28 protein-coding genes are annotated in these 25,521 nt (G+C 72.0%); 7 read left to right on the top strand and 21 right to left on the bottom strand.

Annotation, left to right across the window (positions count from 1 at the left end):
* Positions 1 to 15 precede the first annotated feature (15 nt).
* Both BLQ34_RS16545 and BLQ34_RS16540 read right to left on the bottom strand, forming a co-directional pair.
* The gene (locus BLQ34_RS16545) at positions 16 to 360 is read right to left on the bottom strand and encodes a gamma-glutamylcyclotransferase family protein (RefSeq protein ID WP_197674731.1); all 345 of its coding nucleotides are present in this window, start codon (positions 358 to 360) and stop codon (positions 16 to 18) included.
* Complete coding sequence (locus BLQ34_RS16540) at positions 357 to 704, bottom strand: DUF2200 domain-containing protein (RefSeq protein WP_091787995.1); 348 nt, start codon at positions 702 to 704, stop codon at positions 357 to 359. The genes BLQ34_RS16545 and BLQ34_RS16540 overlap by 4 nt, the downstream gene beginning before the upstream one ends.
* A 41-nt stretch (positions 705 to 745) precedes the next feature.
* On the opposite strand from BLQ34_RS16540, the gene BLQ34_RS16535 reads away from it, so the two are divergent.
* Positions 746 to 1,396, top strand: coding sequence for an MBL fold metallo-hydrolase (locus BLQ34_RS16535; RefSeq protein WP_091787992.1), 651 nt, complete (start codon positions 746 to 748; stop codon positions 1,394 to 1,396).
* Positions 1,397 to 1,521: 125 nt separating this feature from the next.
* Here the strand turns inward: BLQ34_RS16535 and BLQ34_RS18935 are convergent, their stop codons facing one another.
* Positions 1,522 to 1,686 (bottom strand): hypothetical protein, encoded by a 165-nt coding sequence (locus tag BLQ34_RS18935; protein WP_157693116.1) that lies wholly within the window; start codon positions 1,684 to 1,686, stop codon positions 1,522 to 1,524.
* 135 nt (positions 1,687 to 1,821) lie between these two features.
* Positions 1,822 to 2,070 carry a DUF2630 family protein gene (locus BLQ34_RS16530; RefSeq protein WP_091787990.1) on the bottom strand — a complete coding sequence of 83 codons (249 nt, stop codon included), beginning with the start codon at positions 2,068 to 2,070 and terminating at the stop codon, positions 1,822 to 1,824.
* Between the two features lie 77 nt (positions 2,071 to 2,147).
* On the opposite strand from BLQ34_RS16530, the gene BLQ34_RS19055 reads away from it, so the two are divergent.
* Together BLQ34_RS19055 and BLQ34_RS16520 are read left to right on the top strand one after the other, a co-directional pair.
* Positions 2,148 to 4,100, top strand: coding sequence for a DUF362 domain-containing protein (locus BLQ34_RS19055; protein ID WP_091787987.1), 1,953 nt, complete (start codon positions 2,148 to 2,150; stop codon positions 4,098 to 4,100).
* Positions 4,097 to 5,236: an NAD-dependent epimerase/dehydratase family protein gene (locus tag BLQ34_RS16520; RefSeq protein ID WP_091787984.1), complete on the top strand. Its 1,140-nt coding sequence runs from the start codon at positions 4,097 to 4,099 to the stop codon at positions 5,234 to 5,236. The genes BLQ34_RS19055 and BLQ34_RS16520 overlap by 4 nt, the downstream gene beginning before the upstream one ends.
* Here BLQ34_RS16520 and BLQ34_RS16515 read toward each other — a convergent pair.
* Both BLQ34_RS16515 and BLQ34_RS18925 read right to left on the bottom strand, forming a co-directional pair.
* Positions 5,184 to 5,882, bottom strand: coding sequence for a hypothetical protein (locus BLQ34_RS16515; RefSeq protein WP_091787981.1), 699 nt, complete (start codon positions 5,880 to 5,882; stop codon positions 5,184 to 5,186). The genes BLQ34_RS16520 and BLQ34_RS16515 overlap by 53 nt on opposite strands.
* A 10-nt stretch (positions 5,883 to 5,892) precedes the next feature.
* Positions 5,893 to 6,426: a hypothetical protein gene (locus BLQ34_RS18925; protein ID WP_157693115.1), complete on the bottom strand. Its 534-nt coding sequence runs from the start codon at positions 6,424 to 6,426 to the stop codon at positions 5,893 to 5,895.
* A 78-nt stretch (positions 6,427 to 6,504) separates the two neighbouring features.
* Between BLQ34_RS18925 and BLQ34_RS18920 the strand changes: the two genes are divergently transcribed.
* Positions 6,505 to 6,831 carry a hypothetical protein gene (locus tag BLQ34_RS18920; protein ID WP_157693114.1) on the top strand — a complete coding sequence of 109 codons (327 nt, stop codon included), beginning with the start codon at positions 6,505 to 6,507 and terminating at the stop codon, positions 6,829 to 6,831.
* A 107-nt stretch (positions 6,832 to 6,938) separates the two neighbouring features.
* Here the strand turns inward: BLQ34_RS18920 and BLQ34_RS16505 are convergent, their stop codons facing one another.
* The 9 genes from BLQ34_RS16505 to BLQ34_RS16460 all read right to left on the bottom strand — a co-directional run bounded on the left by BLQ34_RS16505 (position 6,939) and on the right by BLQ34_RS16460 (position 15,914).
* Positions 6,939 to 7,655 (bottom strand): COG1361 family protein, encoded by a 717-nt coding sequence (locus BLQ34_RS16505; RefSeq protein WP_091787975.1) that lies wholly within the window; start codon positions 7,653 to 7,655, stop codon positions 6,939 to 6,941.
* A gap of 7 nt (positions 7,656 to 7,662) precedes the next feature.
* Positions 7,663 to 8,121 carry a hypothetical protein gene (locus tag BLQ34_RS16500; RefSeq protein ID WP_091787972.1) on the bottom strand — a complete coding sequence of 153 codons (459 nt, stop codon included), beginning with the start codon at positions 8,119 to 8,121 and terminating at the stop codon, positions 7,663 to 7,665.
* Positions 8,121 to 9,302, bottom strand: a complete 1,182-nt coding sequence (locus BLQ34_RS16495) for an NHL repeat-containing protein (protein ID WP_197674730.1) — start codon at positions 9,300 to 9,302, stop codon at positions 8,121 to 8,123. The genes BLQ34_RS16500 and BLQ34_RS16495 overlap by 1 nt, the downstream gene beginning before the upstream one ends.
* Positions 9,303 to 9,546: 244 nt before the next feature.
* Positions 9,547 to 9,951, bottom strand: coding sequence for an NUDIX domain-containing protein (locus tag BLQ34_RS16490; protein ID WP_091787966.1), 405 nt, complete (start codon positions 9,949 to 9,951; stop codon positions 9,547 to 9,549).
* A 145-nt stretch (positions 9,952 to 10,096) separates the two neighbouring features.
* Positions 10,097 to 11,815 carry an AMP-binding protein gene (locus BLQ34_RS16485; RefSeq protein WP_091787963.1) on the bottom strand — a complete coding sequence of 573 codons (1,719 nt, stop codon included), beginning with the start codon at positions 11,813 to 11,815 and terminating at the stop codon, positions 10,097 to 10,099.
* A 13-nt stretch (positions 11,816 to 11,828) separates the two neighbouring features.
* Entirely contained in the window at positions 11,829 to 13,028 is a 1,200-nt protein-coding gene (locus BLQ34_RS16480; protein WP_091787944.1) for a pyrophosphate--fructose-6-phosphate 1-phosphotransferase, read from the bottom strand.
* 181 nt (positions 13,029 to 13,209) lie between these two features.
* Positions 13,210 to 14,055 carry a L,D-transpeptidase family protein gene (locus BLQ34_RS19185; protein WP_197674729.1) on the bottom strand — a complete coding sequence of 282 codons (846 nt, stop codon included), beginning with the start codon at positions 14,053 to 14,055 and terminating at the stop codon, positions 13,210 to 13,212.
* Complete coding sequence (locus tag BLQ34_RS16465; protein ID WP_157693113.1) at positions 14,052 to 14,990, bottom strand: M15 family metallopeptidase; 939 nt, start codon at positions 14,988 to 14,990, stop codon at positions 14,052 to 14,054. The genes BLQ34_RS19185 and BLQ34_RS16465 overlap by 4 nt, the downstream gene beginning before the upstream one ends.
* A 69-nt stretch (positions 14,991 to 15,059) precedes the next feature.
* A complete protein-coding gene (locus BLQ34_RS16460; protein ID WP_091787936.1) occupies positions 15,060 to 15,914 on the bottom strand; it encodes a LytR C-terminal domain-containing protein in 855 nt (284 codons plus the stop codon).
* 213 nt (positions 15,915 to 16,127) lie between these two features.
* Here BLQ34_RS16460 and BLQ34_RS16455 point away from each other — a divergent pair, with 213 nt between their 5' ends.
* On the top strand, positions 16,128 to 16,601 hold the full coding sequence (locus BLQ34_RS16455; protein ID WP_091787933.1) for a hypothetical protein: 474 nt from the start codon (positions 16,128 to 16,130) through the stop codon (positions 16,599 to 16,601).
* Between the two features lie 12 nt (positions 16,602 to 16,613).
* Here the strand turns inward: BLQ34_RS16455 and BLQ34_RS16450 are convergent, their stop codons facing one another.
* Together BLQ34_RS16450 and BLQ34_RS16445 are read right to left on the bottom strand one after the other, a co-directional pair.
* The gene (locus BLQ34_RS16450) at positions 16,614 to 17,705 is read right to left on the bottom strand and encodes an aspartate-semialdehyde dehydrogenase (RefSeq protein ID WP_091787930.1); all 1,092 of its coding nucleotides are present in this window, start codon (positions 17,703 to 17,705) and stop codon (positions 16,614 to 16,616) included.
* Positions 17,702 to 18,973, bottom strand: a complete 1,272-nt coding sequence (locus tag BLQ34_RS16445) for an aspartate kinase (protein WP_091787927.1) — start codon at positions 18,971 to 18,973, stop codon at positions 17,702 to 17,704. The genes BLQ34_RS16450 and BLQ34_RS16445 overlap by 4 nt, the downstream gene beginning before the upstream one ends.
* A 167-nt stretch (positions 18,974 to 19,140) precedes the next feature.
* Here BLQ34_RS16445 and BLQ34_RS16440 point away from each other — a divergent pair, with 167 nt between their 5' ends.
* A complete protein-coding gene (locus BLQ34_RS16440) occupies positions 19,141 to 20,055 on the top strand; it encodes an ABC transporter ATP-binding protein (protein WP_091787924.1) in 915 nt (304 codons plus the stop codon).
* Complete coding sequence (locus BLQ34_RS16435; RefSeq protein ID WP_091787921.1) at positions 20,052 to 21,206, top strand: ABC transporter permease; 1,155 nt, start codon at positions 20,052 to 20,054, stop codon at positions 21,204 to 21,206. The genes BLQ34_RS16440 and BLQ34_RS16435 overlap by 4 nt, the downstream gene beginning before the upstream one ends.
* Before the next feature lie 67 nt (positions 21,207 to 21,273).
* Here BLQ34_RS16435 and BLQ34_RS16430 read toward each other — a convergent pair whose 3' ends face one another.
* From BLQ34_RS16430 to BLQ34_RS16415, 4 genes are all read right to left on the bottom strand, one after another.
* Complete coding sequence (locus BLQ34_RS16430) at positions 21,274 to 21,828, bottom strand: DUF5063 domain-containing protein (RefSeq protein WP_091787918.1); 555 nt, start codon at positions 21,826 to 21,828, stop codon at positions 21,274 to 21,276.
* Entirely contained in the window at positions 21,821 to 22,420 is a 600-nt protein-coding gene (gene recR / locus BLQ34_RS16425) for a recombination mediator RecR (protein WP_091787915.1), read from the bottom strand. The genes BLQ34_RS16430 and recR overlap by 8 nt, the downstream gene beginning before the upstream one ends.
* A 74-nt stretch (positions 22,421 to 22,494) precedes the next feature.
* Positions 22,495 to 23,076, bottom strand: coding sequence for a hypothetical protein (locus tag BLQ34_RS16420; RefSeq protein WP_091787912.1), 582 nt, complete (start codon positions 23,074 to 23,076; stop codon positions 22,495 to 22,497).
* A gap of 3 nt (positions 23,077 to 23,079) precedes the next feature.
* The gene (locus BLQ34_RS16415; RefSeq protein ID WP_091787909.1) at positions 23,080 to 25,470 is read right to left on the bottom strand and encodes a DNA polymerase III subunit gamma and tau; all 2,391 of its coding nucleotides are present in this window, start codon (positions 25,468 to 25,470) and stop codon (positions 23,080 to 23,082) included.
* Between the last annotated feature and the right edge of the window lie 51 nt (positions 25,471 to 25,521).

Here is a 25,521-nt window from a genome sequence, read left to right as displayed (position 1 = left end):
CGGTCCCTTCCGGGGCTACCGTCGCAGGGCGTAGGTGAACGCGAGCACGTCGTCGCCCGTCGCCAGGCGCACCGAGGTGACCACCCGGTCATACCCCTCGCCCTCGAACTCGTCGAGGCGCTCCCAGTGACCGTCGAGGTCGCTCGAGCGGAACAGCAGGCCGGGCACCTCCGGGCCATCGGCCGCCAGCACGATCGCGGGATACCCGGCGGCCGCGCCCCAGCCCTCCGGCAGCAGCTCGCCACGAGCCGTCGCCGGCTCCCAGGTGCCCACGATGCCGTCCATCACGTGCGCGTTGGGGCGGCCCGGCGCGAGGGTGCCGTAGACGAACAGCCCTACCGTCCACGGCGGCTGGGTCACGCCGGTGACCTCAGCACCTTCGCCATCGCCTTGCCCTTGGCGAGCTCGTCGACCAGCTTGTCGAGGTAGCGGATCCGCTGCATCAACGGGTCCTCGACCTCCTCGACGCGGATGCCACAGACCGACCCGGTGATCAGCGACGCGTTGGGGTTGAGCCGGGCGGCCGCGAAGAAGTCCTCGAAGGTCGTCTGGTCCGCGAGGTGGCGCGACAGCGCAGGCTCGTCGAAACCGGTCAGCCACTCGATGACCTCGTCGAGCTCGGCCTTGCTGCGGCCCTTCTTCTCCACCTTGGCGACGTAGTGGGGATAGACCGAGGCGACGCTCGTGGTGAAGATCCGGTGCACCCCACCGAGCGTAACGGCACGCGTCGGGGAGGATGGGGGGTATGCCGGACATCGCACCTTCCCCGGGTGGCGTGCGCGTCGCGCGTATCGTCACCGCAGGCACCTTCGACCGACCCGAGGGCGCACTCACCCTCGAGAACAACACCTGGGTGGTCGGTGACGACAGCGAGTGCCTCGTCATCGATGCCGGCCACGACGGCCGCGCGATCGTGAAGTCGATCCCGCGCGAGCAGCGGGTGCGTGGCGTCCTCGTCACGCACGGGCACTTCGACCACCTCGACGCGGTCGGTGAGGTGTGCGACGGCACCCGAGCGCCGGCGCACCTGCACGAGGCGGACCGGTTCCTCTGGGACGAGCTCTACCCGGTGACCCCGGACGCGACGCTGGCCGACGGCCAGGTGCTCACCGTCGGTGATGTCGAGCTGCACGTGCTGCACACCCCCGGCCACACACCGGGTTCGTGCTGCTTCCACGCCCCGGCCCTGGGCGTGGTCTTCACCGGCGACACGCTCTTCCCGGGCGGGCCGGGCGCGACCCGCCACGCCTACAGCGACTTCGACACCATCATCGAGTCGGTGCGACGGCTGTTCACCCTGCCCGAGGACACCGTGGTGCTGCCCGGGCACGGCGAGTCGACGACGATCGGCGCCGAGCTGCCACACCTCGAGGAATGGATCGACCGCCGCTGGTAGCTCACCAGCTCCCCAGCTCCCGCAGCGGAGCTATCTCATGCAAAAGGCGAGTTAGCGCCGCTCACGCCCGGCGCTAACTCGCCTTTTGCATGAGATAGCGCCGCCGGGCGGGGGGGTGTCGGGGGTCAGGAGAAGAGCAGGACCGCGGCGAGGACGACGAGCACGGCGGCGCCGTAGATCATCAGGGCCGCGGCGGCGACGGCCGCGAGGCTGTGGCTGAGCCACCACGTCGGTTCGTGGTGCTCGACGTGCGGGTGGGGAACGTGCAGGTGGGCAAGTGCTGTGCGCATGGGCGCACCCCCTCGTGTCGGGTTCCGGCCTCCTTCGAGGGTAGAACCTGCGCCCGCTGTGTCCAGCCAGCCACGCCGGAACACCCGGTGAACGCCGCGTGACGGCCGATCCGCCGAGCAGGCGGTCAGACCCGATCAGCCGCGGTAGTTCTCTACCGTCCGCTCGTCACGCACGGCGGCCTCCGCCGGGTCCTCGCCGAACTCACGCTTGGCGCGACGCTGCCGCAACAGGTCCCAGCACTGATCGAGCTCGACCTCGAGGCTGCGCAGGCGGGCGTTCTCCTCCTCGACGCTGATCTCACCGGCCGAGAGCCGGCTGCGCAGGCCGTGCTCCTCGTCGATGAGCCCCTTGATGTGCTGCTGGATGTCGATGTCGTCGGCCACCTGCTCACTATGTCATCGCCCCCTGTCGCTGGCGAGGGCCCGCTGGTTTCATTGAGGGAGTGGCACAGCATGGACGGGTGGCACCCCGCGGCGTGCCGAGCCGGGAACCGCTGGTCTGCATCGTGGCCGGTGGCGGGGACGTCGACGCCCTCGGGCCGGCGCTCACTGCGCTCGACCCCCCGCTCTCGGACGCCGCCGTGGTGCTCGTGCGGCTGCGCCAGCCGACCCCGGTCAGCGCCGCCGTGGTCCACGCGGTCGTCGACCAGCTGCGCCACCGTGGCTGTGACCCGGTCGTGGTCGGCAGCAGCATCTCGTCGTACGACCGCGACCGCGGCCACCGGTCGGTGTCCGAGCTCGCCCGGCAGGCGGGGCTCGGCGGGCGCACGCCGGCCGGGGCGGCCTACGACGTGGTCGACCTCGGCGCCGACCTGGTGGGCGCGCCGGTGCCCGGGACGAGCGTGCTGTCCGGTCGTCTCGTCTCGCGCTGCTGGGTGGAGTCGCCGACGCGGGTGGTCGTCGGCCGCGCGGTCACCGACCTGACCGAGGGGTATGCCGCGTGCCTGCGCACGCTTCTCGGTGCGGCTCCCGAGGTGGCCGGCGCCGACCCCGCCGACGTCGGAGCCGACCTGCTCACCCACCTGCCGCCGACCCTCGCGGTCGTCGACGCCCTCGCCGCAAGCGTCGGTCCCGACGGTGGCCGGCTGCCGCAGCCGCTCGACAGCCGTGCCCTCGTGGTGGCCACCGACCTGCTCGCCGCCGACAGCGCCACCGCGGCACTGTTGGGGCTGGACCGGTCCGCCGCACCCCTGTTCGAGCGCGCACTGCTCGCCGTCGGCCCACCCACCGGCCGCACCGAGGGTCGCCTCGCGTCGCTCGACGGCGCTCACGCCGCCCATCCGCTGGCCCGCGCCGCGGCCGGGTCGGTGGCCGCCGAGCCGAGGCTGGCCCGCGTGCTGAGCGCTGCCACCGGCGGGCCGGACGACGCCGCGGAGCCTGGCGACCCCGTGCTCACGACGCTGCGTGACCTGCTCACGCCGCTGGTCGTCGCGGCGGACGACCCGGCCGGCCACCTCCCGCTGACCGCAGTCCTGGGCGCCGTCGGGGCCGCCCGCCTCGGCGCGCTCGGTTGGTCGACCACCTTCGACAAGGACACCGTCGACCGGCGCGAGGTGCCGCTGGGCTTCGACCCGGCGGCATACCCGGTTGACCGCTATGACGGGCTGCCCGCCTTCTTCGCACCCTTCGACGCCCTGGTGGAGGAGCTGCCGGAGAACGCCGACGGCATGCGCTGGCGGCTCGTCGACGGGGCCACGGTGTTCGAGGTGGCCCGCGACGTGCGGGCAGACTTCGACCAGTGGGTGGCACGGGTCGACGTGGCAGCAGGGATCAGCCTGATGGCCGACTACCTCGGGGGCCGACGCGTCACGGTCTCGTCGACGGCACGGGGCGGGACGACCCGCACCCGCCAGGCGGAACGCAACCTCTACCTCCCCCAGCCCAACTACCTGGCGACCTGGGGCGGTGAGCCGATCGACGTCTGCAAGATCGAGCTGGTGGAGCGCAGCACCGACACCCACCGGCTGACCTGGCGAACGGTCAGCAGCCCCAACGGATCTGCGGACTACGACGACGGCAGCCTGACCTTCTCACGCACGCCCGGTGGCACCCGGGTCGTCGTGCGCGGACGGCAGCTCTTTGCGCTGCCGGACAGCTGGTCGGGCGTTGACCTCGCGTCGGTCCCGGAGCTGCGCAACCCGCTGCTCGAGGAGGCCTACCGCCGGTTCTTCACCACCACCTTCGACAACCTCGAGGCGTGCTTCGAGGGGCGCGAGTTCCGGATCGGGCGCCCGCCGATGGACCCCGCGGAGCCGCTGCTGACTCGCGCCCTCGACCTGGTGCTGGGCGCGGTCTCGGACTGGGCGGTCGACCAGCGGGCGAGTGCGAGCCAGGCGGAATCTGCTGGTGGCACAAGAGATTCGGGCACCGAGCTCGATGCCCACGGCTTCCGTCACGTAAGGGGCCCGCGATGAGGGTCGCGGTCACCGGCGCCACCGGGATGGTCGGGAGCCAGGTCGCCCTGGCCGCGCTGGACGCAGGGCACGAGGTGGTCGCGGTGGCCCGCCCGGACCCGGGACGTCGCGGACCGCTGACCCTCGCCGGCCGGGAGGTGCCGTCGGCGACGGCTGCGCTCACCGACCCCGCAGCCCTGCGCGCGGCCCTGGCCGGGTGCGACGCCGTGGTGCACTGCGCCGCGGTCTACGCCTTCGGCGACGCGCGCGCGGCCGAGGTGGACCAGGTCAACACCGACGGCACCCGCACCGTCCTCGAGGCAGCGGCAGCGGCCGGCGCGCGCCGGGTCGTGGTGACCTCGTCGTCGGTCACCCGCGGGTCGAACCTGCTCCCCCGCGCCCGCTCCGAGCGCGACGAGCTCGGCCTCGAGCCGGCCCCGGCCTACTACGCCAGCAAGGTCGCCCAGGAGGCAGTCACCCTGGAGACCGGGGGACGGCTCGGCCTCGAGGTCGTCCTCGCGCTGCCGACCGTCGTGCTGGGCGGTCCGTTCAACCGTCTGGCACCGAGCAACGCGATCGTCCTGCGCTACCTGCTCGACCCCACGCGCAGCACCTTCCCCGGCGGGTGCAACGTGGTCGATGCCCGCGACGTCGGAGCCGGCCACCTGACGCTGCTCGAGCAAGGGGTGGCCGGTGAGCGCTACCTGCTCGGCGGTGAGGACGTCAGCTGGCGGATGCTGCACACCCTCGTGTCAGACCTGGCCGGCCTCCCCGGCCCGTTCGCCGAGATGGACGCAGGGAGCGCGTGGGCAGTCTCCGCCGCGGCGGAGTGGTGGGCGGGGGTGCGCGACGAGCGACCGCTGACCACCCGCGACGAGGCGTCGACCGTCGGCCGGTTCTACTGGTACACCTCGGCCAAGGCGCACGACCTCGGGTATGCCGCGCGGCCGGCCAGGGCGGCCGTCGCCGCCTCACTCGCCTGGCTGGCCGTGAGCCCGGACCTGCCCCGTTGGGCTCGCGAGGGCCTGCGACTGCACCCCGAGGTCCGGGCTGCGCGGGACCTCGTGGCCGGGCCGCTGGGAGACCCGTCCGCCGACTCGGCGGTCAGTCCGCGACCTCGACGGTCACCTCCAACATGGCCTCGTCGCCGCCGCTGACCGTCACGCTGCCGACGTACTGCTGACCGGGCTGCACGACGCCCTCGTCGAGGTCGGCGGAGATCCGCACCTGGTGCTCCTCGCCCGCTGGGATCGTGACGTGGTCGGGGTCGACCTCGAGGGTCACGGCGACGACGGTGCCGGTGGCGTCACGCAACTCGCTCGGCTCGAGCTCGACCCGTCGGGCCCGCGGGTGCCGGTTGACCACCGTGACGGTGGCCTGGGCGGTCTGTCCCAGAGCTGCTCGCAGGTGCACCCGCGAGCGCCGGAGGCCATCGTCCTCCTCGGTCGGGGGCGCCTGGGGGGCGCCCCCGCGGTGGGCACCGTTCGTGGTCCTCCGCACGCGGGTGCCGCCGGCCACCGAGGCGTCGCTGATGATCCGAGCCGCGCTGCGCGTCCCCAGCGCCATCAGCTCGCTCGCGTAGTCGAGGCCGAGCGCCCCGGCCTCACGCCAGTAGCGCGCCCCCTCGCGGGTCACCGCGTCGAGGTAGGCGCGACTCGCCGTCGACCGGTCCACGTCGCCTGACAGGGCCGCGCGGCCGAGCTCCAGCGACTGCTTGGCCAGGGTCGACTGGGACTGCAGGGCCTGGCGGGCCAGCTCGGTGATCCGGGCCAGGGTCTCGTCGGTGCCGTTCGTCTCGCTCATCGCGGTCTCCTCAGCAGCAGCAGCAGCCGCAGTCGCAGCCGACGTCGACCGGGTCGCACTCGGCCGGCAGCACCACGACCGCCACTCGTTGGGGACGGGCACATCCTTCGAAGCGCACATCCGCATACGCACTCACGCACGACTCGACGTCCTTGCCGCGTCCGCGGGGGCCGACGACCACGTCGACCGGCTCGCGCGCCGTGGCGGCAGCCGCCCGGGCCGCCTTGGCGGGCGCGTCGTCGGCCTTGCTGTCGGCCTGCTTGTCCGTCGCCTGGTCGGCGGCGTCCCGGCTGGTCGACGAACCGTCGTCGCCCGTGCTCCTGACCGAGACCAGCAACCGGACCACCCGGTCCTCGCACGGCGCGAGGACGAGCTTCTCCTCTTCCAGGACCGCCCGCACCTGGAGGTCGTCTCCGTCGCACCCGTGCCACGGTCCGACCTCCAGCGAGACCTCCCGTTCCCGGCGCCAGGGGTTGTGCAGCCGGAACGGCACGACCCGCACCTCGCCCACCCGGGCACGGACGATGACGTCGGCCGCCGGCACGCAGCAGTCGCAGGCATCGCGACAGCCGCAGCGGTCCTGGCAGCCGCAACCCGCCTCGTCGCGGCCATGGTCGTGGCCATGGTCGTGGTCATGGCCGCGGACGTGGCCGGGTCCGCTGTCGTGGCAGTGGCCGTGGTCATGGGCGTGGTCATGGGCGTGTCCGTGTCCGTCCGGTTCGCGGCACCCACCGGATCCCCCGCAACCGCAACCCTGCTCGCCGTGGTGGCGTCCATGGTCGTGCTGCTCGTGGTGGTGGCCGGGCCCACCGTGCCCACCATGCCCACCATGCCCACCGTGCTTCCCGTGCTGCCCGGACCCGCCACGGTCCCGGCGGCCGGACGCCGCACCGGACGCACCCGGCATACCCATCCCGGCGGCTTCGGCCACGGGACCCCAGGCCCGTGACCACTGGTCCCAGGCCGTCGTCGACTGGTCCACCCACTGCTGCACGGCGTCGGCGAGGCCGTCGCGCAGGGAGGTGAGGTACTCGGGTGCGGTGGTGCTCATGGCAATCACTCCGATGCGTCGCGGGGCAGGATGATGACGTCGAGGTCGGCAGTGCCGACGGGGACCCGAGCGGTGTGCCGCCGGGTGGGGTCGAGCTCCTCGGGGACGGCGAGGGTGCCGCCGAGGACGGACGTGCTGCCGGCCGCGACCGTGGTCGCGCGGGCGAGGGTCAGCGTCACGTCGGGGCCCGGGTCGGGACCGCCGTCGTCGGTGCGGGCGCGCACCACGGCGGCCAGGGACATCGGCACGTTGCCGTCGTTCGTGACGGTCAGGGTGACCTCGGAGCTGCCGACCTCGGCCAGCATCCGGCGCGGTGACACGTGGAGGGCCAGGTCCGGCTCGACCCGCAGCACCGCCTCGCGGCGGATGCCCCCGACCTCGACCTCGGCGGGGTAGTCCCCGGGCGGGGTGTCCGGCTCCAAGCGGAAGGTGACCGGCAGCTCCGCCGTGGCACCCGGGGCGATCACCGCGGCGCCCGTCCCGGACAGCGCCTCCCGCCCCGCGCGGTGCAGGGTGAGTCCGCGCACGGCGACCCGCTGGTCGACGGCGTTCTCGACCGAGACCGTGGCCCGCAGCAGGCCGGGTGGGCCGGTCAGCACGATCGCGTCAGACGTGGGGACGGCCGCGGCCTTCGGGGTCGAAGGTGCGCTGCCCCGGGTGGCGGCCGCCTTCCGGGCAGGCTTGGCCACCTTCTTGGCCGGTTGGCGACGGGCGGTGGTCACGACCGGCTCACAGGTCGATCACGACGGGGCCGTGGTGCTCGGGCCGGATGTGGGTGGTCGAGCTGCCCCGCACGGTGAGGGCGAACAGCTCGAGGCCGAGCACCGACCAGCCCCACGTCTGCTCGTAGGGGGTGCACACCTCGGTTGCCGGCGGTGGTCCGAGCTCGAGCCGCACACAGGTGTCGACCGCCACCGGCTTGAGGTCGACGCTCGACGTGGTGGCGACGGTGGCGTCGGAGTCGACCTTCGAGGTGGTGTTGACCGTCGACGTGGTGGTCACTGGCTCCAGCGTGATCGTCGCGTCGCTGTGGACGGTGTTCTCGCCGTTGTTGGTGTTGGTGGTGCCGCCGGCCAGGGTGAGGTTCATGTGGTCGAGGCCGGTCAGCGTGGACGTCACATCGGCAGTGACGTCGGAGCTGAAGGTGTTGCCGCCGAAGACGGTGGTGTCGATCGTGTAGTCGGCCATCAGAGCTCTCCTGCGGGACGGTGTGCTTCGGACGAGGGCGGTTCGGGGCTGACCAGGTAGGAGTGGTGGAAACCCAGGCGGGGGTCACCCCAGGCGGCCAGTCGTGGGTCGAACTCCTGGAGCTCGGGCATGACGATCCGGTCGCGGACCTCGAGCGACGGGTAGTCGTAGACGGTGATGTGGTTCTGGCCGCGGTTGGCGGTGAAGAGCAGGGTCTGGTCGGCCGACAGCTGGCACGCGTAGATGCCGTCGACCAGTGCACCCCGGCTCACCCTCAGCGACTCGGCGTAGAGGTTGGAGTTGCTGAAGAAGTTGCCGCGCATCACCGACTCGGCGACGGTGTTGGCCGACTGGCGGGTGAGGGCCAGGCTCTCCAGCGCCCCGGGGTGCTCGTCGATGAGGCGGTGCTGGCTGAGGGTGAGCAGGTCGACGAACACCACGGTGTGGCTGCCCCCGGTGCAGAAGATGAGCTCGGAGTCGCTGATCGTCACGTCGGAGTTGATGTGGGCGGGCAGGTCGCGGTCGGCGGCCCAGTGCCGCACCACCCGACCGTCCTCGGCATCGATCTCGAACGCGTACTGCCGCAGCCAGGCCATGCCCCAGTGCTGGTAGTCGCTGCGGTCGGCGGCGTTGACCCTGAACGAGATCGCGTAGAAGACGTCGAGCACCGGGTGGCAGACGACGTGCCAGCAGGTGGTCGGCAACGCGACGCGGCGCACCTCCCCGGTGTGGGTGTCGAGGATGCCGACCTCCTTGGCCTCGCCCCGGGTCGGGTGGTCCATGCCACCGAAGACGATGTAGCGGCCCGAGGCGGTGCGCTTCATCGCGTGCGGGACCATCAGGCCGTGCGGTGCGATCTGCTCTGCCTTGGTGAGCCGGTTGACGTCGAACTTCCAGAGGTGCTCGCCGATGGACGTGACGAACTGGGTGTCGTCGAGCCAGACCAGGTGGGTGCTGCCCTTGATCGTCGTGTCCGGCACCTCGAACCTCAGCGTCGAGACGCGGTCGGCCTCCTCCAGCGTGGCGAGGTCGTAGAAGAGCAGGTGCTGCCCGGTGTTGCCGAGGAAGCCGATCCGACGGGTCGGGTCGACATTCGGGGCGTGTCCCCCGGAGGCGCCGCCGAAGTACTTGACCTTGTAGGCGTGGTCACCGGTCACCGGGTCGTAGTGGAACAGGCACACGCCTGCCCGGCCCTCGAGACCGTTCAGTCCATTGCCGTCGAGGGCGACGTGAAACGCATATGGGTAGGTCCGCACTGGCAGCCCCGGCCTGCTCTGATACCCCAGCGGACCCGGCGGACCGCCGTTTTCACGGTACTCGGGGTCCAACGGGGTCGAAACCCCTCAACGACCATCCAGTGAGACCAACTGCCCCCACGCGCAACCAGATGCCCGTAATGGGCGGAATGCCCTGACGCCGAGGCGATCAGGTGTCGGGCCAGATCCACGCCCAGCGCGAGGCGAGGGCCTTGCGGGTGCGGGCCGACAGTCGGAGGCCGACGATTTCCGGGAGGGTCCACCAGAGCGCGGTCGACCCGGCGTCGGTCGGGAACAGCGACGGCTCGGCACCGCACTCGAAGACCATGTGGACGACGTGCAGGCCGTCCTCGACGAGGCTCTCGAGGTCGATCACCTCCACCCGGGTCGCGGTGAGCGCGCCGGCGTCGGAGACCAGCTGACGCGCGCGGACGACGGGGTCCTCACCCGGTTCGACCAGTGCACCCGGGAGGCCCCAGACCGGCTCGAGCGGTGGACGGGCCCGGTCGAGCAGGACGCGACGATCGGGGTCCACCCCGAGCACGTGGACGGCGATGCGCGTCGTCAGCGGCACGGCAGTCGCCAGTCCATTCATGCTTCTCCCACATCGAGATTCGTCGATGGGAACGTTCCCCGGCTCCCAGTTTGACGCAGCGATCGTAGACGAGCGCCAGCATTCAGCCAACGGGCAAATGTCCGATCTCCGGCCGCCGCCGGAGTCACCCCTTGAGGTCGGGGAACTGGTCGTCGCGGAACTCCTCCGAAAGGGATCGACCGCCGTCGAAAGCGTGCTGCTCACGGTCGCGCAGCTCGACCCGGCGGATCTTGCCGGAGATGGTCTTGGGCAGCTCGTAGAACTCCACCCGGCGGACCCGCAGGTAGGGCGCGAGGTGCTCACGGGCGTGCCGCAGGATCGCTTCGGCCGTCGAGGCATCGGGCTCCCAGCCTGGCGCCAGCGCGATGTAGGCCTTGGGCACCGCGAGGCGCGTCGGGTCGGGCGCGGGGACGACGGCGGCCTCGGCGACCGCAGGGTGCTCGATGAGGACGCTCTCGAGCTCGAACGGCGACACCTTGTAGTCGCTCGCCTTGAAGACGTCGTCGGTGCGGCCGATGTAGGTGATGTAGCCGTCCGCGTCCCTCTGGGCGACGTCACCGGTGTGGTAGTAACCGCCGGCCATCGCCTCGGCCTGCCGCTCCTCGTCGCCGAGGTAGCCGGTCATCAGGTTGACCGGGTGCTCCGAGAGGTCGAGGACGATCTCACCCTCGTCGGCCGGCTGTCCCGTGAGGGGGTCGACGAGGGCGACGGGGACGCCCGGCATGGGCCGACCCATCGACCCCGGCTTGAGCGGCTCCCCGGCGATGTTGCCGACCTGCAGAGTCGTCTCGGTCTGGCCGTAGCCGTCGCGGATGACCAGTCCCCAGGCCTTCTCCACCTGGCTGATCACCTCGGGGTTGAGCGGTTCGCCGGCCGCCAGCAGCTCCCGGAGCGAGCCCCTGCCGCCACTGAGGTCGGCCTGGATCAGCATGCGCCACACCGTCGGCGGTGCGCAGAACGTGGTCACGCCGGCCCGCCGGATCTGGTCGAGCAGGGCCGCCGCGTCGAAGCGCGCGTAGTTGTAGACGAAGATCGTCGCCTCGGCGATCCAGGGGGCGAAGAAGCACGACCACGCGTGCTTGGCCCAGCCCGGGGAGCTGATTGCGAGGTGCACGTCGCCGGGCCGGGCTCCGATCCAGTACGTCGTCGACAGGTGCCCGACCGGGTAGGAGACCTGGGTGTGCTCGACCAGCTTGGGCTTGCTGGTCGTCCCGGACGTGAAGTAGACCAGCATGGGGTCACTCGCGGAGGTGACCGTCTCGAACCGGTGGCCCTCGACCGCATACGCATCGGTGTAGGGGTGCCAACCCTCGGCGCTCCCGACACTGACCCGCAGGTAGTCGCCGGGCACCTCCTCGAACTTGGCGGCGTCGGCGGCGTTGGCCACCACCACCTTCGCCTCGCCCCGCTCCACGCGGTCGCGCAGGTCGGCGGGTCCGAGCGCGGCGGTGGTCGGCATGACGACCGCCCCGAGCTTGAAGATCCCGAGCATCGCCTCCCAGAGCTCCACCTGGTTGCCCAGCATGAGCAGCACCCGGTCACCTCGGCCCACCCCGAGCCCGGACAGCCAGACCGCCACCTGGTCGGAGCGCGTCGCCAGCTCGTCGAAGCCGAGCTTGGTCTCGGACCCGTCCTCCTCGACGATCCAGAGTGCGGTGGTGGCGTTGTGGCGCGCGACCTCGTCGAACCAGTCGATGGCCCAGTTGAACCGCTCCCCCACGTCAGGCCAACGGAACTCCGCAACCGCGCGATCGTGCTGTCCACTGAGCGCGACGAGCGTGTCCCGCGCTGCCCGGTATGCCGTGGTGCTGGGCTTCGGTGCGTCGGGTGCCGTGGTTGCCATGCACCCGACCCTGCTACGCCTGACCGATGTCGGCAAGCAGTGCAGTGAACCAGTCCGTCGTCGGGTCGAAGGCCTTGCCGCCCTTGATCCGCTCGAACTCGACGGCGCGGAGCTGGTCGCCTCGCTCCTCGTCGTGGCCCACCACCCCGGACTCACCGCGCAGGGCCGCGTCGACGGCATACGTGGTGCAGTCCTTGATCAGCGCGAGGTCGGCGTCGTTGGCGGCGGCGGAGCGGGAGAAGTAGCCGCTCTTCTGCACCAGCACCTTGTCGGCGCCGAGCAGGTCGGCGAACTGCTTCGCGAACCACGCGCCCGGGTTGACCTTGTCGAGCTGCACGTGGCCGAACGGGTCGCGGGGCACGTCCTGCCCGGCTGCTTCCATCGAGGCGACGATCTCGGCGACGCCGGCGCCTTCGGAGATGAAGAGGTTCACCCCGTCGAAGTCATCCATCACCTTGCGGAGCCGGCCGGCTTCCTTCTCGATGTCGAGCGGCTGCTCGGGGACGTAGACGCCGTGCACGTCCCAGCGCTGCGCGGCGTTCTCGACCCAGCCGCTGAACTCGGTGCCGGTGACCCAGTCGTGGTGCGCCTGCGCCGTGGCGGCCGTGAGCCAGCCGCAGTTGCGTCCCATCACCTCGTGCACGATCAGCGCGCGGGGGTTGGCGGTGTGCTCGGCGATCACGTTGCGGGCGAACGTCGCCCCCTGCTCGGCAGCGGTCCACGCGCCGAGCGACTGGCGGATCGGGATGACGTCGTTGTCGATCGTCTTGGGCAGCCCCACGACGGTCAGCTCGTAGTCGTTGGAGTGCAGGTACGCCGCGAGGTCCGCGGCCGTGCCGTTGGTGTCGTCGCCCCCGATGGTGTGCAGGACGTCGACGCCGTCCTTGGTCAGCTGCTCCGCCGCGACGTGCAGCGGGTCCTGGCCCTCCCGGACGAGCCCGCGCTCGACGCAGTCCTTGACGTTGGTGAGCTTGACCCGGCTGTTGCCGATCGGGCTGCCACCGAAGCGGTGCAGCAGGTGAGCCTTGGCGCGCACCTCGGCGGTGACGTCCACCGAGTCACCGGTGAGCAGGCCGGCATACCCGTTGCGGTAGGCCAGGATCCGCACGTCGGGGGCGACCTCGGAGTAGCGCTCGATCAGGCCACCGACGGCGGAGGACAGGCAGGGGGCGAGACCACCCGCGGTGAGCATGGCAACAGTGCGTACCGGCATGCGGCCCACTCTGCCGTGTCACCCGTGGCAGTTCCACCATGGTCTGCCCACTGGTCCGTCGCTATCTCATGCAAAAGGCGAGTTTGCGACGTTGGACGCGTCGCTAACTCGCCTTTTGCATGAGATAGCGACGCGAAGATCGCGACGCGGAGATAGCGACGCGGAGGGGTATGGCGTCGAGTCAGCTGATCGACATGACGGCGCCCGCGCGCTCCCACCGCAGCACCGCCAGCAGCGCCGAGGTCGGCAGCGAGACGCAGCCGGCCGTGCCGCCGCCGGTGTCGACGTGGAAGAAGATCGCCGATCCCTTGCCGGGGGTGCGCGACTCGTTGTAGCCGATCACCTGGGCGTAGTTGTAGGCCGGTGTGTTGAGCAGGTTCTCGGCCGAGTCCCACCGTCCGGAGACCGGCTTGCGCTGGTGGGTGTTGTAGAGGCTCGACCCGCTGTCGTCGACCCACACGTCGTTGCCGTCGACGCGGAACCATCCCTGGGCCAGGCCCGGGTTCGCCCGCGCCCCGAAACCGCCACGCAGCGGGTAGGTGCCCGCCGGCGTCCTGAGGTCGCCCTCGCGCTTGGACCAGCTGACGCCGTTGCGGCCGACGTGGCCGTAGTAGGGACCGAGCTCGCGGACGTAGCCGTTGGACGTGCGACGGCAGGCCCGCACCGTCGCGCTCGACCCGGACGAGGTGACCAGCACGACCTGGGCCGCCCGCACCCCCGACGGCACCTTGCAGGTGGCCGCCTGCGGCTTGGGAGACGGCTTCGGTGACGGCCGGGGCGACGGCCTCGGTGTCGCCCTGCGGGTCGTGGTGCTGGGCGTCGGCTTCGACGTCGTGGTGGTCGTGGTGGTGGTCGACGTGGGGGTCGTCGTGGAGCCGGTCGCGCTGCTCGAGGACGCGGTGGTCGAGGTGGACGGCGCCGTCGTCGGACCGGCCGACTCCGCGTCGCCACCACCGCACGCGGCGACCAGCGAGACGACCAGCGGGAGGGACAGCAGCGCCGTCGCGCGAGCGGTGCTGCGGCTCATCGGTCGAAGTGCTGGTAGTCGGGGTTGCTCCAGAGCCCGCCCCACCGCAGGCCCTGGCTGGTGAAGGCGCGCACCGCCGCGCTGCCGCTGGACGAGAAGACGCCCGGAGCGGGTCCGCGTCGGGTCAGAAAGTAGCGGTCCGGGTAGACCGTGCCGTTGTCGGCGACATACGGGTTCTCGAAGTCGTTGACGTCGATGGCGGTGCCGTAGGCGTGCTTGCTGTAGACCTTGCTCGCCTCCTCACCGCCGACGTAGCGGCAGTTGAAGGCCGAGGTGTTGTCCGCCTCCATCGCCGCGTAGTCGTTGGCGCCCGGACCCTTCGGGTTCTTGCCCCACGTCGAGTCCATCGGCTTCATCTGCCGGATCCGGAACTGCAGCGAGTAGAGCCGGGTGAAGGCGGCCGCGGTCTCGTCGGCGATCGAGGCGTTGACCACGATCGAGCCCCGTGAGCGCTTGCCGTCGAAGCCCCAGAAGTTGACCCGCACGTAGCGCAGCTGCGAGCGGCCGACCGGGCAGCCCGACGTCCACGAGACGCCCACCATGCGGTTCCACACCGAGTCGGGCACCCGCGCGATGGAGGCGTTGGCACCCGAGCCGACGGCCGGCTCGTTCTTCGGGAACCGGACGGTCGGCTCCGCCCCCGCCCGCGGCACCGGTGACAGCGCAGTGGCCGGCCTCGGGCTGGGCCTGGCCGCCGGGGTGGAGCGCGTCGGCTTCGGCGGGGCCTGGGTCGTGGCCGAGGTCGTCGTCGGCTTGGTGGTCGTGGGCGAGGTGGTCGTCGAGGTGGTCGTGGGCGGCGCCGTCGTCGTGCTGCTCGGTGTCGTGGCCGAGACCGAGGTGGGGGCGGCGGAGCCGCCCGGGTCGCCTCCGCACGCGGCGAGGGCGAGGCACACGAGCGGCACGAGGGGCACGGCATACACGGGACGGGAGCTCATCGGGCACCCACTGTGCCCTGTTCGTCCCCCTCGAAGCCAGCCCGGGCGCGCCGCCGGCTCAGGTGCTGGTCACGTGCAGGGGCGGGCCACGGTGGGGGTGGGCTGCTTGGGGCGGGCGGGCAGCGGGGGCACCTCGGCGGTCGGGGTGAGCGCGCTGAAGGCGTTGCCGATGACGAGGTCGACGCTGGCGTCGGGGCGGGTGTCCTTCACCAGCTGCGCGCCCGGCACGTGACCCGCGAGCAGGGCGGCGGCCAGGTCACCCTGCTCGCCGTAGCGGATCACCGCCGTGCCGGCCGTCATGGTGCGCAGCGGGTCGTTGGCCACGTCCTCGACCTTGAACCCGCGCGAGGTCACCTCGTCGGCCACGCTCTGGGCCAGCCCGGTCCGGTAGGTGGTGTTGTAGACGTTGACGTGCACCTCGGAGGGGATCGGCTTGAGCCGCGGCGGGAGCGCCACCATGCCTGTGTAGGCGAGGCCCACGACCACGTCGACCGAGGTGCCCTTGCGCGAGTCGGCGAAGAGCTTCGCGCCGGGGATCTGCGACGCCGTGAGCAGCGCCTGGTCGAGGCCGGCAGGCCCGTGGTGCACGACCGCGGGCTGGGTGACGTACCAGGACTCGGGTGCGTTGCTGATGCCGCGGATCTCGAACTTGCGCTTGCCGAGCCCGGCTGCCACCTGGCCGGCAACGCCGTTGCGGCCGGTGGCGTTCATGACGTTGACGGTGAACGAGCCGCGGGCGGGCGCGGGCACGACCACCGGGGTGCAGGCCGGCTTGGGTGGCGCGGGGGTCATCCAGCCGGCCGAGTATGCCGCCGTCATGCTCGCCGTGCCCAGCAGGACTCCCGGGATGGTCACGAAGAGCATGACCTGCCGCAGTCGGTGCTTGCGCCACAGCTGTGTCGGTGTGAGGTCCTCGGCCTTCATCCCTGCCCCCTGGCTCGTTCCCGATCGAGTCACAATCGTCACACCAGTCACATCTGTCACAGGTTGAGCGACACGCGGAGGCTCGTCATCGTCACCCACCCGTGATCCTTGCCCCGCGACCACGGGTCCTTGCGGGATCCGATCCCTCGAAGACCCCGGCCCGTCGGATCCCTCGAAGACCCCGGTCACCCCGGTGGGGCAGGATGTCGGGCCATGGCCTCCCGCAGCCCTCTCCGTCCGTGCGCGTTGGTGGTCGCCACGGCGCTGGCGCTCCCCCTGGCTGCGTGCGGCGGGCCGGACCGGCTGGAGGGCACGGTGGTCGCCGTCGACGACACCGGGCAGAAGGACCGACCGCTCGGTGGCGGCTGGGTCGCGGTCCTCGAGGACGACTCCCTCACCGACTTCCTCGGGCAGTCGGGGATCGACGTGCCCGGCAGCGCTGACCTGCCCTACGCCGCCGGGCGGGTCCTGCACGACGACGTCACCAGTGCCGGCGGGGTGCTGGCCCCGATCGACGACAAGGGTCGGTTCACGCTCACGGCCACCGGTCGGCGCACCCTCTGCCGGCTGGTCGAGGCACCCCAGGTCGACCTGCTCAAGGGGTGCGCCACCATCACCGTGCCGGCCACGGGGCGACTCGAGCTCGGCACCGGTGAGGGCGGGCTGACCGCGACCCTCGACGACTGAGGTCAGCGCGGCTCAGCTGACGACAGCCAGGTCCTTCGCGACCAGCTCGGCGACCTGCACCATGTTGAGCGCCGCGCCCTTGCGCAGGTTGTCTCCGCAGATGAAGAAGTCGAGGGTGTTCGGGAAGTCGAGCGCCTGGCGCAGTCGCCCCGCGAACCGCGGGTCGGAGCCCACCGTGTCGGAGGGGGTCGGGAACTCGCGGCTCTCGGGGTCGTCCAGCACGACGACCGCGGGTGCCTCGACCAGCGCCTGCCGCGCCTCGGCCACGTCGATGCGGCGGGCGAAGGTCGCGTGCACCGCGACCGAGTGGGTGGTGATGACCGGCACCCGGACGCAGGTGGCGGAGACGCGGAGCTCGGGCAGCCCGAGCACCTTACGGGTCTCGTTGCGGATCTTGAGCTCCTCCGAGGTCCAGCCGTCCTCGGCGGCGGTGCCGATCCACGGCACGACGTTGAGCGCCAGCGGAGCCGGGAAGGGGGACTCGGCGCCGAGCTCGTGCTCGATGAGGCGGCGGACGTCACCCGGCTGGTGGCCGAGCTCGCGGTGCCCGGCCACGACCTCGAGCTCGTCGTAGAGGCGGGCCATCCCCACCCGGCCCGCACCCGAGGCGGCCTGGTAGGAGGCGACCACCAGCTCGGTCAGCTCCCACCCGGCGTGCAGCACCCCGAGGGCGTCGATCATCGTCAGGGTCGTCGCCCCCGGGTTGGCGATGATGCCCTTGGGCCGGTTGCGGACCTGGAGCGGGTTGACCTCGGGCACGACGAGCGGGATCTCGGGATCGCCGCGCAGTGCCGAGCTGTTGTCGATGACGACGACACCGCGCTGCGCCGCGATCGGCGCCCAGTGCGCGGCGACCGGGGCCGGCACGTCGACGAGGGCGATGTCGACACCGTCGAAGAACTCGGGCGTCAGCTCCTGGACGACGACCTCGCGGCCACAGACGGTGAGCACCGTGCCGGCGTCCTCGGGCGCCGCGGCGGCGCGGATCTCACCCCAGATGTCGGCGCGCATGGCGAGCACCTGCTGGGTCACCGCCCCCACGGCACCCGTGGCACCGACCAGCGCGAGGGTCGGGCGGGGCGCCCTCGAGGCGAGTGAGGTCACCGGCCGGTGCCTCCGTAGACCACGGCCTCGCCCTCCGAGGAGTCCAGCCCGAAGGCGGTGTGCACGGCGCGCACGGCGTCGTCGAGCACCTCGGCGCGGGTCACCACGGAGATGCGGATCTCGGAAGTGGAGATCATCTCGATGTTGACGCCCGCGTCGGCCAGGGCCTTGAAGAACGTCGCGGAGACCCCCGGGTGCGAGCGCATGCCGGCCCCGACGAGGGACAGCTTGCCGATCTGGTCGTCGTACTGGATCGACGCGAAGCCGACCGTCTCCTGCACCTTCCGGAGCGCGTGCACGCCGGTCTGCCCGTCGGTCTTGGGACAGGTGAACGAGATGTCGGTCAGGCCGGTGTCGGTGGCCGAGACGTTCTGGACGATCATGTCGATGTTGATCTCGGCGTCGGCGCAGGTCTGGAAGATCTCGGCGGCCTTGCCCGGGTGGTCCGGGACGCCGACGACGGTGATCTTGGCCTCGCTGCGGTCGTGGGCGACACCGGCGATGATCGGGGCTTCCACGGTGTCTCCTTCAGCTGGTTTGTCCGTGACGATGGTGCCCTCCTTCGCGGAGAAGGAGCTGCGGACGTGGATCGGGATGTCGAAGCGGCGGGCGTACTCGACGCTGCGCAGGTGCAGGACCTTGGAGCCCGAGGCGGCCAGCTCGAGCATCTCCTCGTTGGAGATGCGGTGGATCTTCCTGGCCGCCGGGACGATCCGCGGGTCTGCGGTGAAGACACCGTCGACGTCGGTGTAGATCTCGCAGACGTCGGCGTTGAGCGCCGCAGCCAGCGCGACGGCCGTCGTGTCGGTGCCACCGCGGCCCAGCGTGGTGATCTCCTTGGTGTCCTGGCTGACGCCCTGGAACCCGGCCACGATGACGATGTGTCCCTTGTCGAGGGCGTCGGTGACGCGCCCCGGGGTGACGTCGATGATGCGGGCCCTGCCGTGGCTGGAGTCGGTGATGACACCGGCCTGGCTGCCGGTGAAGGACCGCACCGTGTAGCCGAGGTCTGCGATCGCCATCGCGACCAGCGCCATCGAGATCCGCTCACCTGCCGTGAGGAGCATGTCCATCTCGCGCGGCGGCGGTTGCGGGCTGACCTCGTTGGCGAGGTCGAGCAGCTCGTCGGTGCTGTCGCCCATCGCCGAGACCGCGACACACACGTCGTTGCCGGCCTTCTTGGCCTCGACGATCCGTCGCGCGACGCGCTTGATGCTCGCGGCGTCGGCGAGCGAGGAGCCGCCGTACTTCTGGACGACGATGGGCACGGTGCTTCTCCTGGGACCACGGGCAGGGGTGCGGGTGGGGCGTGCGGGTGGGACGGGCGGCCAGTCTAACGGCGGTCCTCATCGTGTGACGCGGGTGCCGTATGCCGGACGCGTGGGTGAGTACGAAAGCTCAGGTCCGCTCGTCACCGCGCCGCTAGCCTTCGCGCATGAGCATCGAGGTGCAGGGGGTGCGGCGGGCGTTCGGGGACGTGCTCGCCGTGGAGAGCATCAGCCTCAGGGCTGAACCGGGCGAGGTCACCGCCTTGATCGGACCCAACGGGTCGGGCAAGACGACGCTGCTGCTCATGCTGGCGACCCTGCTCGTCCCCGACCAGGGGCAGATCCGCGTCGACGGGCTCGATCCCGTCACCCAGCCCACGCAGGTGCGGGCCCGGATCGGCTGGATGCCCGACGGGTTCGGCACCTGGGACGCGCTCACGGTGCGCGAGGTGCTGCTGACCATCGCGGCGGCATACCGGATCGCTCCCGACCGGGCGCGGACCCGCACCGACGAGCTCTTGCACACGGTGCACCTCGAGGACCTCGCCGACCGCCGCGCCCGCGTGCTGTCGCGCGGCCAGAAGCAACGGCTCGGCCTCGCCCGGGCCCTGATCAACGACCCGACCGTGTTGCTGCTCGACGAGCCGGCGTCCGGGCTCGACCCACGCAGCCGGATCGAGCTGCGCGACGTGCTGCGCGGGCTGGCGGCGCAGGGCAAGACGGTGCTGGTGTCGAGCCACATCCTCACCGAGCTGCAGGAGGTCGCGGACCGTGCCGTCATCGTGGCTCGCGGCCGCAGCCTGGAGACGCAGAGCCTCGACGGGGACTTCGTCGCGATGGGCACGGCGTCCTGGCGGATCGACAGCCTCGACCCGGACCGGCTCACCGGCTGGCTGGTCGACCACCATGTGCCGGCCCGCAAGGTCGGCGGCGGGCAGACCGAGGTGGAGGTGGCCGGCGAGGAGAACGCCGCCCGGCTGCTGGCCGACCTCGTCCGCGACGGCATCCGCGTCATCGGGTTCACACCCAGCCAGGGCGCGCTCGAGTCCGCCTACCTCGCGGCGACCGAGGACCGGCAATGAGCTGGCACGGCATCCGCACCATCGCGGCCCTCGAGCTGCGCCAGCGGCTGCGCACCTCGCGCTGGCCGATCGTCTTCGGGATCTGGGTGCTGCTGATCGCCGGCGTCAGCTTCCTGTCCTACTGGGCCACCAACGACCCCGACCTGCGCTCCGGCTCGGCGATGTACGACATCGTGGTCTTCTTCGTCCTCGGCCTCTCGATGCTGATCGTCCCGTCCCTGACCGCCACGTCGGTCAACGGCGACCGCGAGCACGGGGTGCTGGCCACCCTGCAGACGACACTGCTGACGCCGTGGGACATCGCGCTCGGCAAGCTCCTGTCGGCCTGGGTGGTGGCGCTGGCATTCCTCGCGACCGCGCTGCCGTTCCTGGCCTGGGCGTGGTTCGAGGGCGGGATCTCCGGCGGCCGGATCGTGCTGTCGCTGCTGGTGCTGGTGCTGGTGCTCGCCGTCACCTGCGCGATCGGGCTGATGTTCTCGACGCTCACCGCGCGGACCGTCTCGTCAGCGGTGCTGACCTACCTGACGATGGGGGCGCTGGTCTTCGGCACGACCATCGGCTTCGGGCTCAGCGCCTTCCTCGTCACGCAGCAGGAGACCCAGCAGGTCCACGGCATCCCGGACAACTGGTACGAGCAGCACCAGCCGCCGGCCTTCGACCCGGCCGACCCGAACCTGACCCCCGAGCAGATCGAGGAGCTCCAGAAGGCGAACCAGCAACCGACCAGAGCCGACTGCACGACCTTCACGCGCCGCACGACGGTCGCCCACACCGAACGGATCTGGTGGATCCTGCCGCTCAACCCGTTCGTGGTGGTGGCCGACGCCGCGCCATCGGCTCCGCGCAAGGAGAACGGCATCTACTCCAGCGGGTTCACGCCGATGCGGTGGATCAGCGCCGGTGCGCGCGCCGCCCGCAACGGACCGGGCGCCGAGGTCGAGGACTCCTGCGCCCGCGACGTCGCGATGTTCTCCGGCGACTACACCGACGAGGGCTCCGACGACCCGTTGCAGAAGGCACTCGACACCGCACCGGTCTGGCCCTACGGCCTGGCGTTCCTGCTGCTCGCCGGGGGCGGCGCCACGGTCCTGGCCGGCAGTCGGCTCCGGACCCCGATCCGGCGCCTCCCGAACGGCACCCGCATCGCCTGACCGCCCGGCGTTCGAGGTGATACCCGACCGGATTCCGGTACAACATCACCTCGAACGGTGGCGGCGGTCAGGGGTGCAGGGCGTCGAACTCGGCCTCGGAGACGGACTCCTCGTCGGCGTCCAGCCGGATGTGCGCGAGCAGCGACACCATCGCCCGCAGGCTGCGGGCGCCCGCGTCACCCCAGGTCGAGAGGTAGCTGAACTGCCACCACCACAGCGCCTCCGACGCGCGCCCGGCCTCGTAGTGGCGCAGGCCGTGCGAGAGGGCTGAGGCGATCTCAGCCACGTCCTCGGACAACGCGCTGCGGGCCACCTCGACGTCGACGAGCGGGTCGACGACGTAGGCGTAGTCGTCGAGGCCCTCGAACAGGTTGGCCAGCGCGCTGCGCAGCGGGTCGACGTCGACGTCCGGACCCGGGTCGGCCTCGAACCGCTCCTCGGGCACGACGTCCTCGATCGCCCCGAGCCGCGAACCCATCAGCAGCACCTGCGACAGGGCCAGCAGCGTCATCGGCATCGCGGCGGCCGGCTCACTGCCGGACGCCACCTCGGTCATGGTCGAGAGGAAGGTGCGCGCCTCGCCGGCACAGTCGTCGGCGAGCACCTGCAGGTCGTCAGACATCGAGCAGCCTCCTGCCTTCGAACGCCCGGCCGAGGGTGACCTCGTCGGCGTACTCCAGGTCGCCGCCGACCGGCAGGCCGGAGGCCAACCGGGTGACCTTGAGCCCCATCGGGCGCAGGAACCGGGCGAGGTAGCTCGCCGTCGCCTCGCCCTCGAGGTTGGGGTCGGTGGCGATGATGATCTCGGTGACCTCACCCGACGCCAGGCGGGTCATCAGCTCCTTGATCCGCAGGTCGTCGGGACCCACGCCGTCGATCGGGCTGATCGCCCCACCGAGCACGTGGTAGCGGCCGCGGAACTCACGGGTGCGCTCGATGGCGACCACGTCCTTGGGCTCCTCGACGACGCAGATCGCGGTGCCGTCGCGGCGTGGGTCGGCGCAGATCCGGCACTGCTCGGACTCCGCGACGTTGCCGCAGGTCTCGCAGAACCGCACCTTGGCCTTGACCTCGGTGAGCACCTCGACGAGCCGCTTCACGTCGATCGCGTCGGCCTGGAGCAGGTGGAACGCGATCCGCTGGGCGCTCTTGGGCCCCACGCCGGGCAACCGGCCGAGCTCGTCGATCAGGTCCTGGACCACACCTTCGTACACATCGGTGAGCCTATGCCCTCGTGGTGTCAGCGCCCGCGCCGCCGCCCCGGACCGGTGCGGGGTGATCCAGCGCGCTATTGCGCCCGGTGATACCCCGAACCGGTGGGGAGCCGCTCGCGGAGTCCGGCCGCCAGCCCCATCACCGTGAGCTGGTCGAACAGCCCACCGACGTGCGCGGCCAGCCGCCGCCTGCGCACCGGGGCCAGCCGCAGGCGCAGGTGCAGCCGGGTGCGGTCGCTCCCGACGGGAGTCAGGTGGAGGCACCAGGTGAGCCGGGTGCGCCCTCGGACCGAGCCGTGGAGCAGGTGGTCGGCCGGCTCCAGCTCGAGCACCGTGAAGGTCGCGTGGGCGCCGCCCCAGTCGGGCACCACGGCGCCGACCTCGAGCCCCTGGAGCTCGGGGGCGACGTGCCGCAACCCGCGACGCTTCGACGGCACGGCTCGTTCGAGCCAGCCCGGGAAGTACCAGCCGGCGCGCTCCTTGCCGAGCTGGACGATCCACGGCCAGACCACCTCGGGTGGCGCGGCGAGGGTGCAGGCCCGGTCCATCACGACGTCGGCCGGGAACACCCGGTCGTCTCCCGGCAACGGAGCCGCCCGCTCGACGGCGGTGGGCCTGGTCAGGAGCTCAGCGAACGGGATCCGGCTCGGCGCCACGGCTCACGGCCCCTCGTCGATGACCTTGCCACCGAGCAGCCGCTCGATCACGGGGCGGCCCACCTCGCCGAGCTCGGCGATGTCCTCGTCGTCGGCGCTGGCCGCGCTGTCGTCGGCGACGTAGGTGTCAGGGGTGCGGGCCGGCTCCTCCGCGGCGACGGCCGCCTTGGCCGCTGCCAACCTCGAGCCCGTGCCCGGCTCCGCGGCAGTCGGAGCCTGGTCCGTGGCCGGTGGCGAGCCTGCGGGTGGTGCCGCCGGGGGCGAGCCGCCCGGGGCCTCGCTGGCCCAGCTCGGCCCGCTCGACGGGCCCGACGACGCCGTCGCCCAGCCGCCGCCGGTCTCGGGGGGCGGGCTGGACGCCGCGAGACCGGCGTATGCCGTGGGGTCGCCACCTCGCTGCCCGGCACCACCCTGCGCGGCAGCACCACCGCCCGAACCGGCAGCGGACGATCCGCCGGACGCTCGCGGCGCCGGGTTGTCGCCCTTCACCGCGGGGTCGTCGGAGGGGAACCGGTTGGCAGGGGTCACGGTGGGGTGCGCCTCGCCGGACGGTGCGCTCGCCGCCGCGTCAGGCGTCGGCACGCCCTCGACGCGGGCATCGACCCCGAGCACGTCGATCAGGGCCTGGCGGACGAGGTCGGCGTGCGGGCCGTGCCGGAAGGTGTTGGCGATGCCGACGGTCGAGATGCCCAGCACCACCTTGGACCCGTCGTAGTCGTGCACCGAGGCGTGCTCCGACAGCAGCGTCCAGGTCGTCCGCTTGTGCTTGAAGATCCAGGCGAGGATGTCGGGCCAGGCCCGGCGGATCGCCGCGACGTCCATCCCGCCGGCGATCGCGGCCGGTCGCGTCGGCTCGGTCTCGGCAGCAGCGGCGGCAGGCTCGGACACGGGCTCGGACACGGGCTCGGGAGCGGGGCTGGTGGGCTGCGGCGACTGGTCCACCGGCTCGGCGACCGCGGGCTCCCCGGCCCCAGTGGGCGAGCCGGTCGGCTCCGCGACCGGTGGCGTCGGGGTCGACGGCTCGGCCTGCGGACGGCTGGGCGCCTCGGAGGCCGGAGCAGCGACCGGAGTGGCCACCGGAGCAGCGGGCGCGGCCGAGGCGGTGGGGGCGGACGCGGCAGGCACGGCCGGGGCGGGGGCGGACGCCGGCGAGGCGGGGGCCGGCGCCGGCGAGGCGGGGGCGGGGGCGGCCGACGCCGTCGTCGCCGGCGGCTGGGCGCCCGAGGGCACCCCCTCGACGTCGAGGCGACGCTCGAGGCGGTCGAGCCGCGCGGCATACCCGGACTCGCCGGAGGCGGCGGGGAGCAGGACGCGCGCGCAGATCAGCTCGAGCTGGAGCCGCGGCGCGGTGGCGCCGGTCATCTCGGTGAGGCCGGCGTTGACGATGTCGGCGGCGCGGGACAACGCCCCGCCACCGAAGGCGGCGGCCTGCTGGCGCATCCGCTCGAGCTGGTCCTCGGGCACGCCGCGCAGCACCGACGAGGCGCCGTCCGGGACGGCCGCGACGACGATGAGGTCGCGCAGCCGCTCGAGCAGGTCCTCGACGAACCGGCGCGGGTCGAGCCCGGTCTCGATCACCCGGTCGACCTGGTGGAACACCCCGGCGGAGTCGGCGGCGGCGAAGGCGTCGATGATCGCGTCGAGCAGCTCGGCGTCGGTGAACCCCAGCAGCGCCGCCGCGCTCTCGTAGGTGAGGCCCTCGTCGCCGGAGCCGGCGATCAGCTGGTCGAGCACGGACAGCGAGTCACGCACCGAGCCGCCGCCTGCACGGGTGACGAAGGACAGCACGCCCGGAGCGACGGCGACACCCTCCTGCTGGCACAGCGAGGCCATGTAGTCGGACAGCTGGCCCGGCGGCACCAGCCGGAACGGGTAGTGGTGGGTGCGGCTGCGGATCGTGCCGATGACCTTCTCGGGCTCGGTCGTCGCGAAGACGAACTTCACGTGCTCGGGCGGCTCCTCGACGATCTTGAGCAGGGCGTTGAAGCCCTGCGGGGTGACCATGTGGGCCTCGTCGATGATGTAGATCTTGTAGCGGCTCTGGGCCGGTCCGTAGGACGCCCGCTCGCGCAGGTCGCGCGCGTCGTCGACACCTCCGTGGCTGGCCGCGTCGATCTCGATCACGTCGACGCTGCCGGCCCCGCCGCGGGCGAGCGCGACGCAGGAGTCGCAGCTGCCGCACGGGGTGGGGGTCGGCCCCTGCTCGCAGTTGAGGCAGCGGGCCAGGATGCGGGCGCTGGTGGTCTTGCCGCAGCCGCGCGGGCCCGAGAAGAGGTAGGCGTGGTTGACCCGACCGGTGCGCAGCGCCTGCATGAGCGGCTCGGTGACGTGCTCCTGCCCGATGACGTCGGCGAAGCTCTCGGGCCGGTAGCGGCGGTACAGGGCGGTGCTCACCTCGGGAACCCTAGTCGCCCCCGCAGACATCCGCGTCCCCCTCCCGGAGCC

Origin of the sequence: Pedococcus dokdonensis (assembly GCF_900104525.1) — a bacterium.
In the GTDB taxonomy this organism is placed as follows: domain Bacteria; phylum Actinomycetota; class Actinomycetes; order Actinomycetales; family Dermatophilaceae; genus Pedococcus; species Pedococcus dokdonensis.
The sequence above is the reverse complement of the archived record's forward strand: the minus strand, read 5'-3'. Positions and strand labels throughout refer to the sequence as shown.

Excerpts from the sequence above, each read along its gene's own strand:
- BLQ34_RS16535 (WP_091787992.1), top strand. The coding sequence starts at position 746 with ATGCCGGACATCGCACCTTCCCCGGGTGGCGTGCGCGTCGCGCGTATC.
- BLQ34_RS18935 (WP_157693116.1), bottom strand. The coding sequence starts at position 1,686 with ATGCGCACAGCACTTGCCCACCTGCACGTTCCCCACCCGCACGTCGAG.
- BLQ34_RS16520 (WP_091787984.1), top strand. The coding sequence starts at position 4,097 with ATGAGGGTCGCGGTCACCGGCGCCACCGGGATGGTCGGGAGCCAGGTC.
- BLQ34_RS16515 (WP_091787981.1), bottom strand. The coding sequence starts at position 5,882 with ATGAGCGAGACGAACGGCACCGACGAGACCCTGGCCCGGATCACCGAG.
- BLQ34_RS18920 (WP_157693114.1), top strand. The coding sequence starts at position 6,505 with ATGGTCGTGGTCATGGCCGCGGACGTGGCCGGGTCCGCTGTCGTGGCA.
- BLQ34_RS16500 (WP_091787972.1), bottom strand. The coding sequence starts at position 8,121 with ATGGCCGACTACACGATCGACACCACCGTCTTCGGCGGCAACACCTTC.
- BLQ34_RS16485 (WP_091787963.1), bottom strand. The coding sequence starts at position 11,815 with ATGGCAACCACGGCACCCGACGCACCGAAGCCCAGCACCACGGCATAC.
- BLQ34_RS16480 (WP_091787944.1), bottom strand. The coding sequence starts at position 13,028 with ATGCCGGTACGCACTGTTGCCATGCTCACCGCGGGTGGTCTCGCCCCC.
- BLQ34_RS19185 (WP_197674729.1), bottom strand. The coding sequence starts at position 14,055 with ATGAGCCGCAGCACCGCTCGCGCGACGGCGCTGCTGTCCCTCCCGCTG.
- BLQ34_RS16465 (WP_157693113.1), bottom strand. The coding sequence starts at position 14,990 with ATGAGCTCCCGTCCCGTGTATGCCGTGCCCCTCGTGCCGCTCGTGTGC.
- BLQ34_RS16460 (WP_091787936.1), bottom strand. The coding sequence starts at position 15,914 with ATGAAGGCCGAGGACCTCACACCGACACAGCTGTGGCGCAAGCACCGA.
- BLQ34_RS16455 (WP_091787933.1), top strand. The coding sequence starts at position 16,128 with ATGGCCTCCCGCAGCCCTCTCCGTCCGTGCGCGTTGGTGGTCGCCACG.
- BLQ34_RS16440 (WP_091787924.1), top strand. The coding sequence starts at position 19,141 with ATGAGCATCGAGGTGCAGGGGGTGCGGCGGGCGTTCGGGGACGTGCTC.
- BLQ34_RS16435 (WP_091787921.1), top strand. The coding sequence starts at position 20,052 with ATGAGCTGGCACGGCATCCGCACCATCGCGGCCCTCGAGCTGCGCCAG.
- BLQ34_RS16430 (WP_091787918.1), bottom strand. The coding sequence starts at position 21,828 with ATGTCTGACGACCTGCAGGTGCTCGCCGACGACTGTGCCGGCGAGGCG.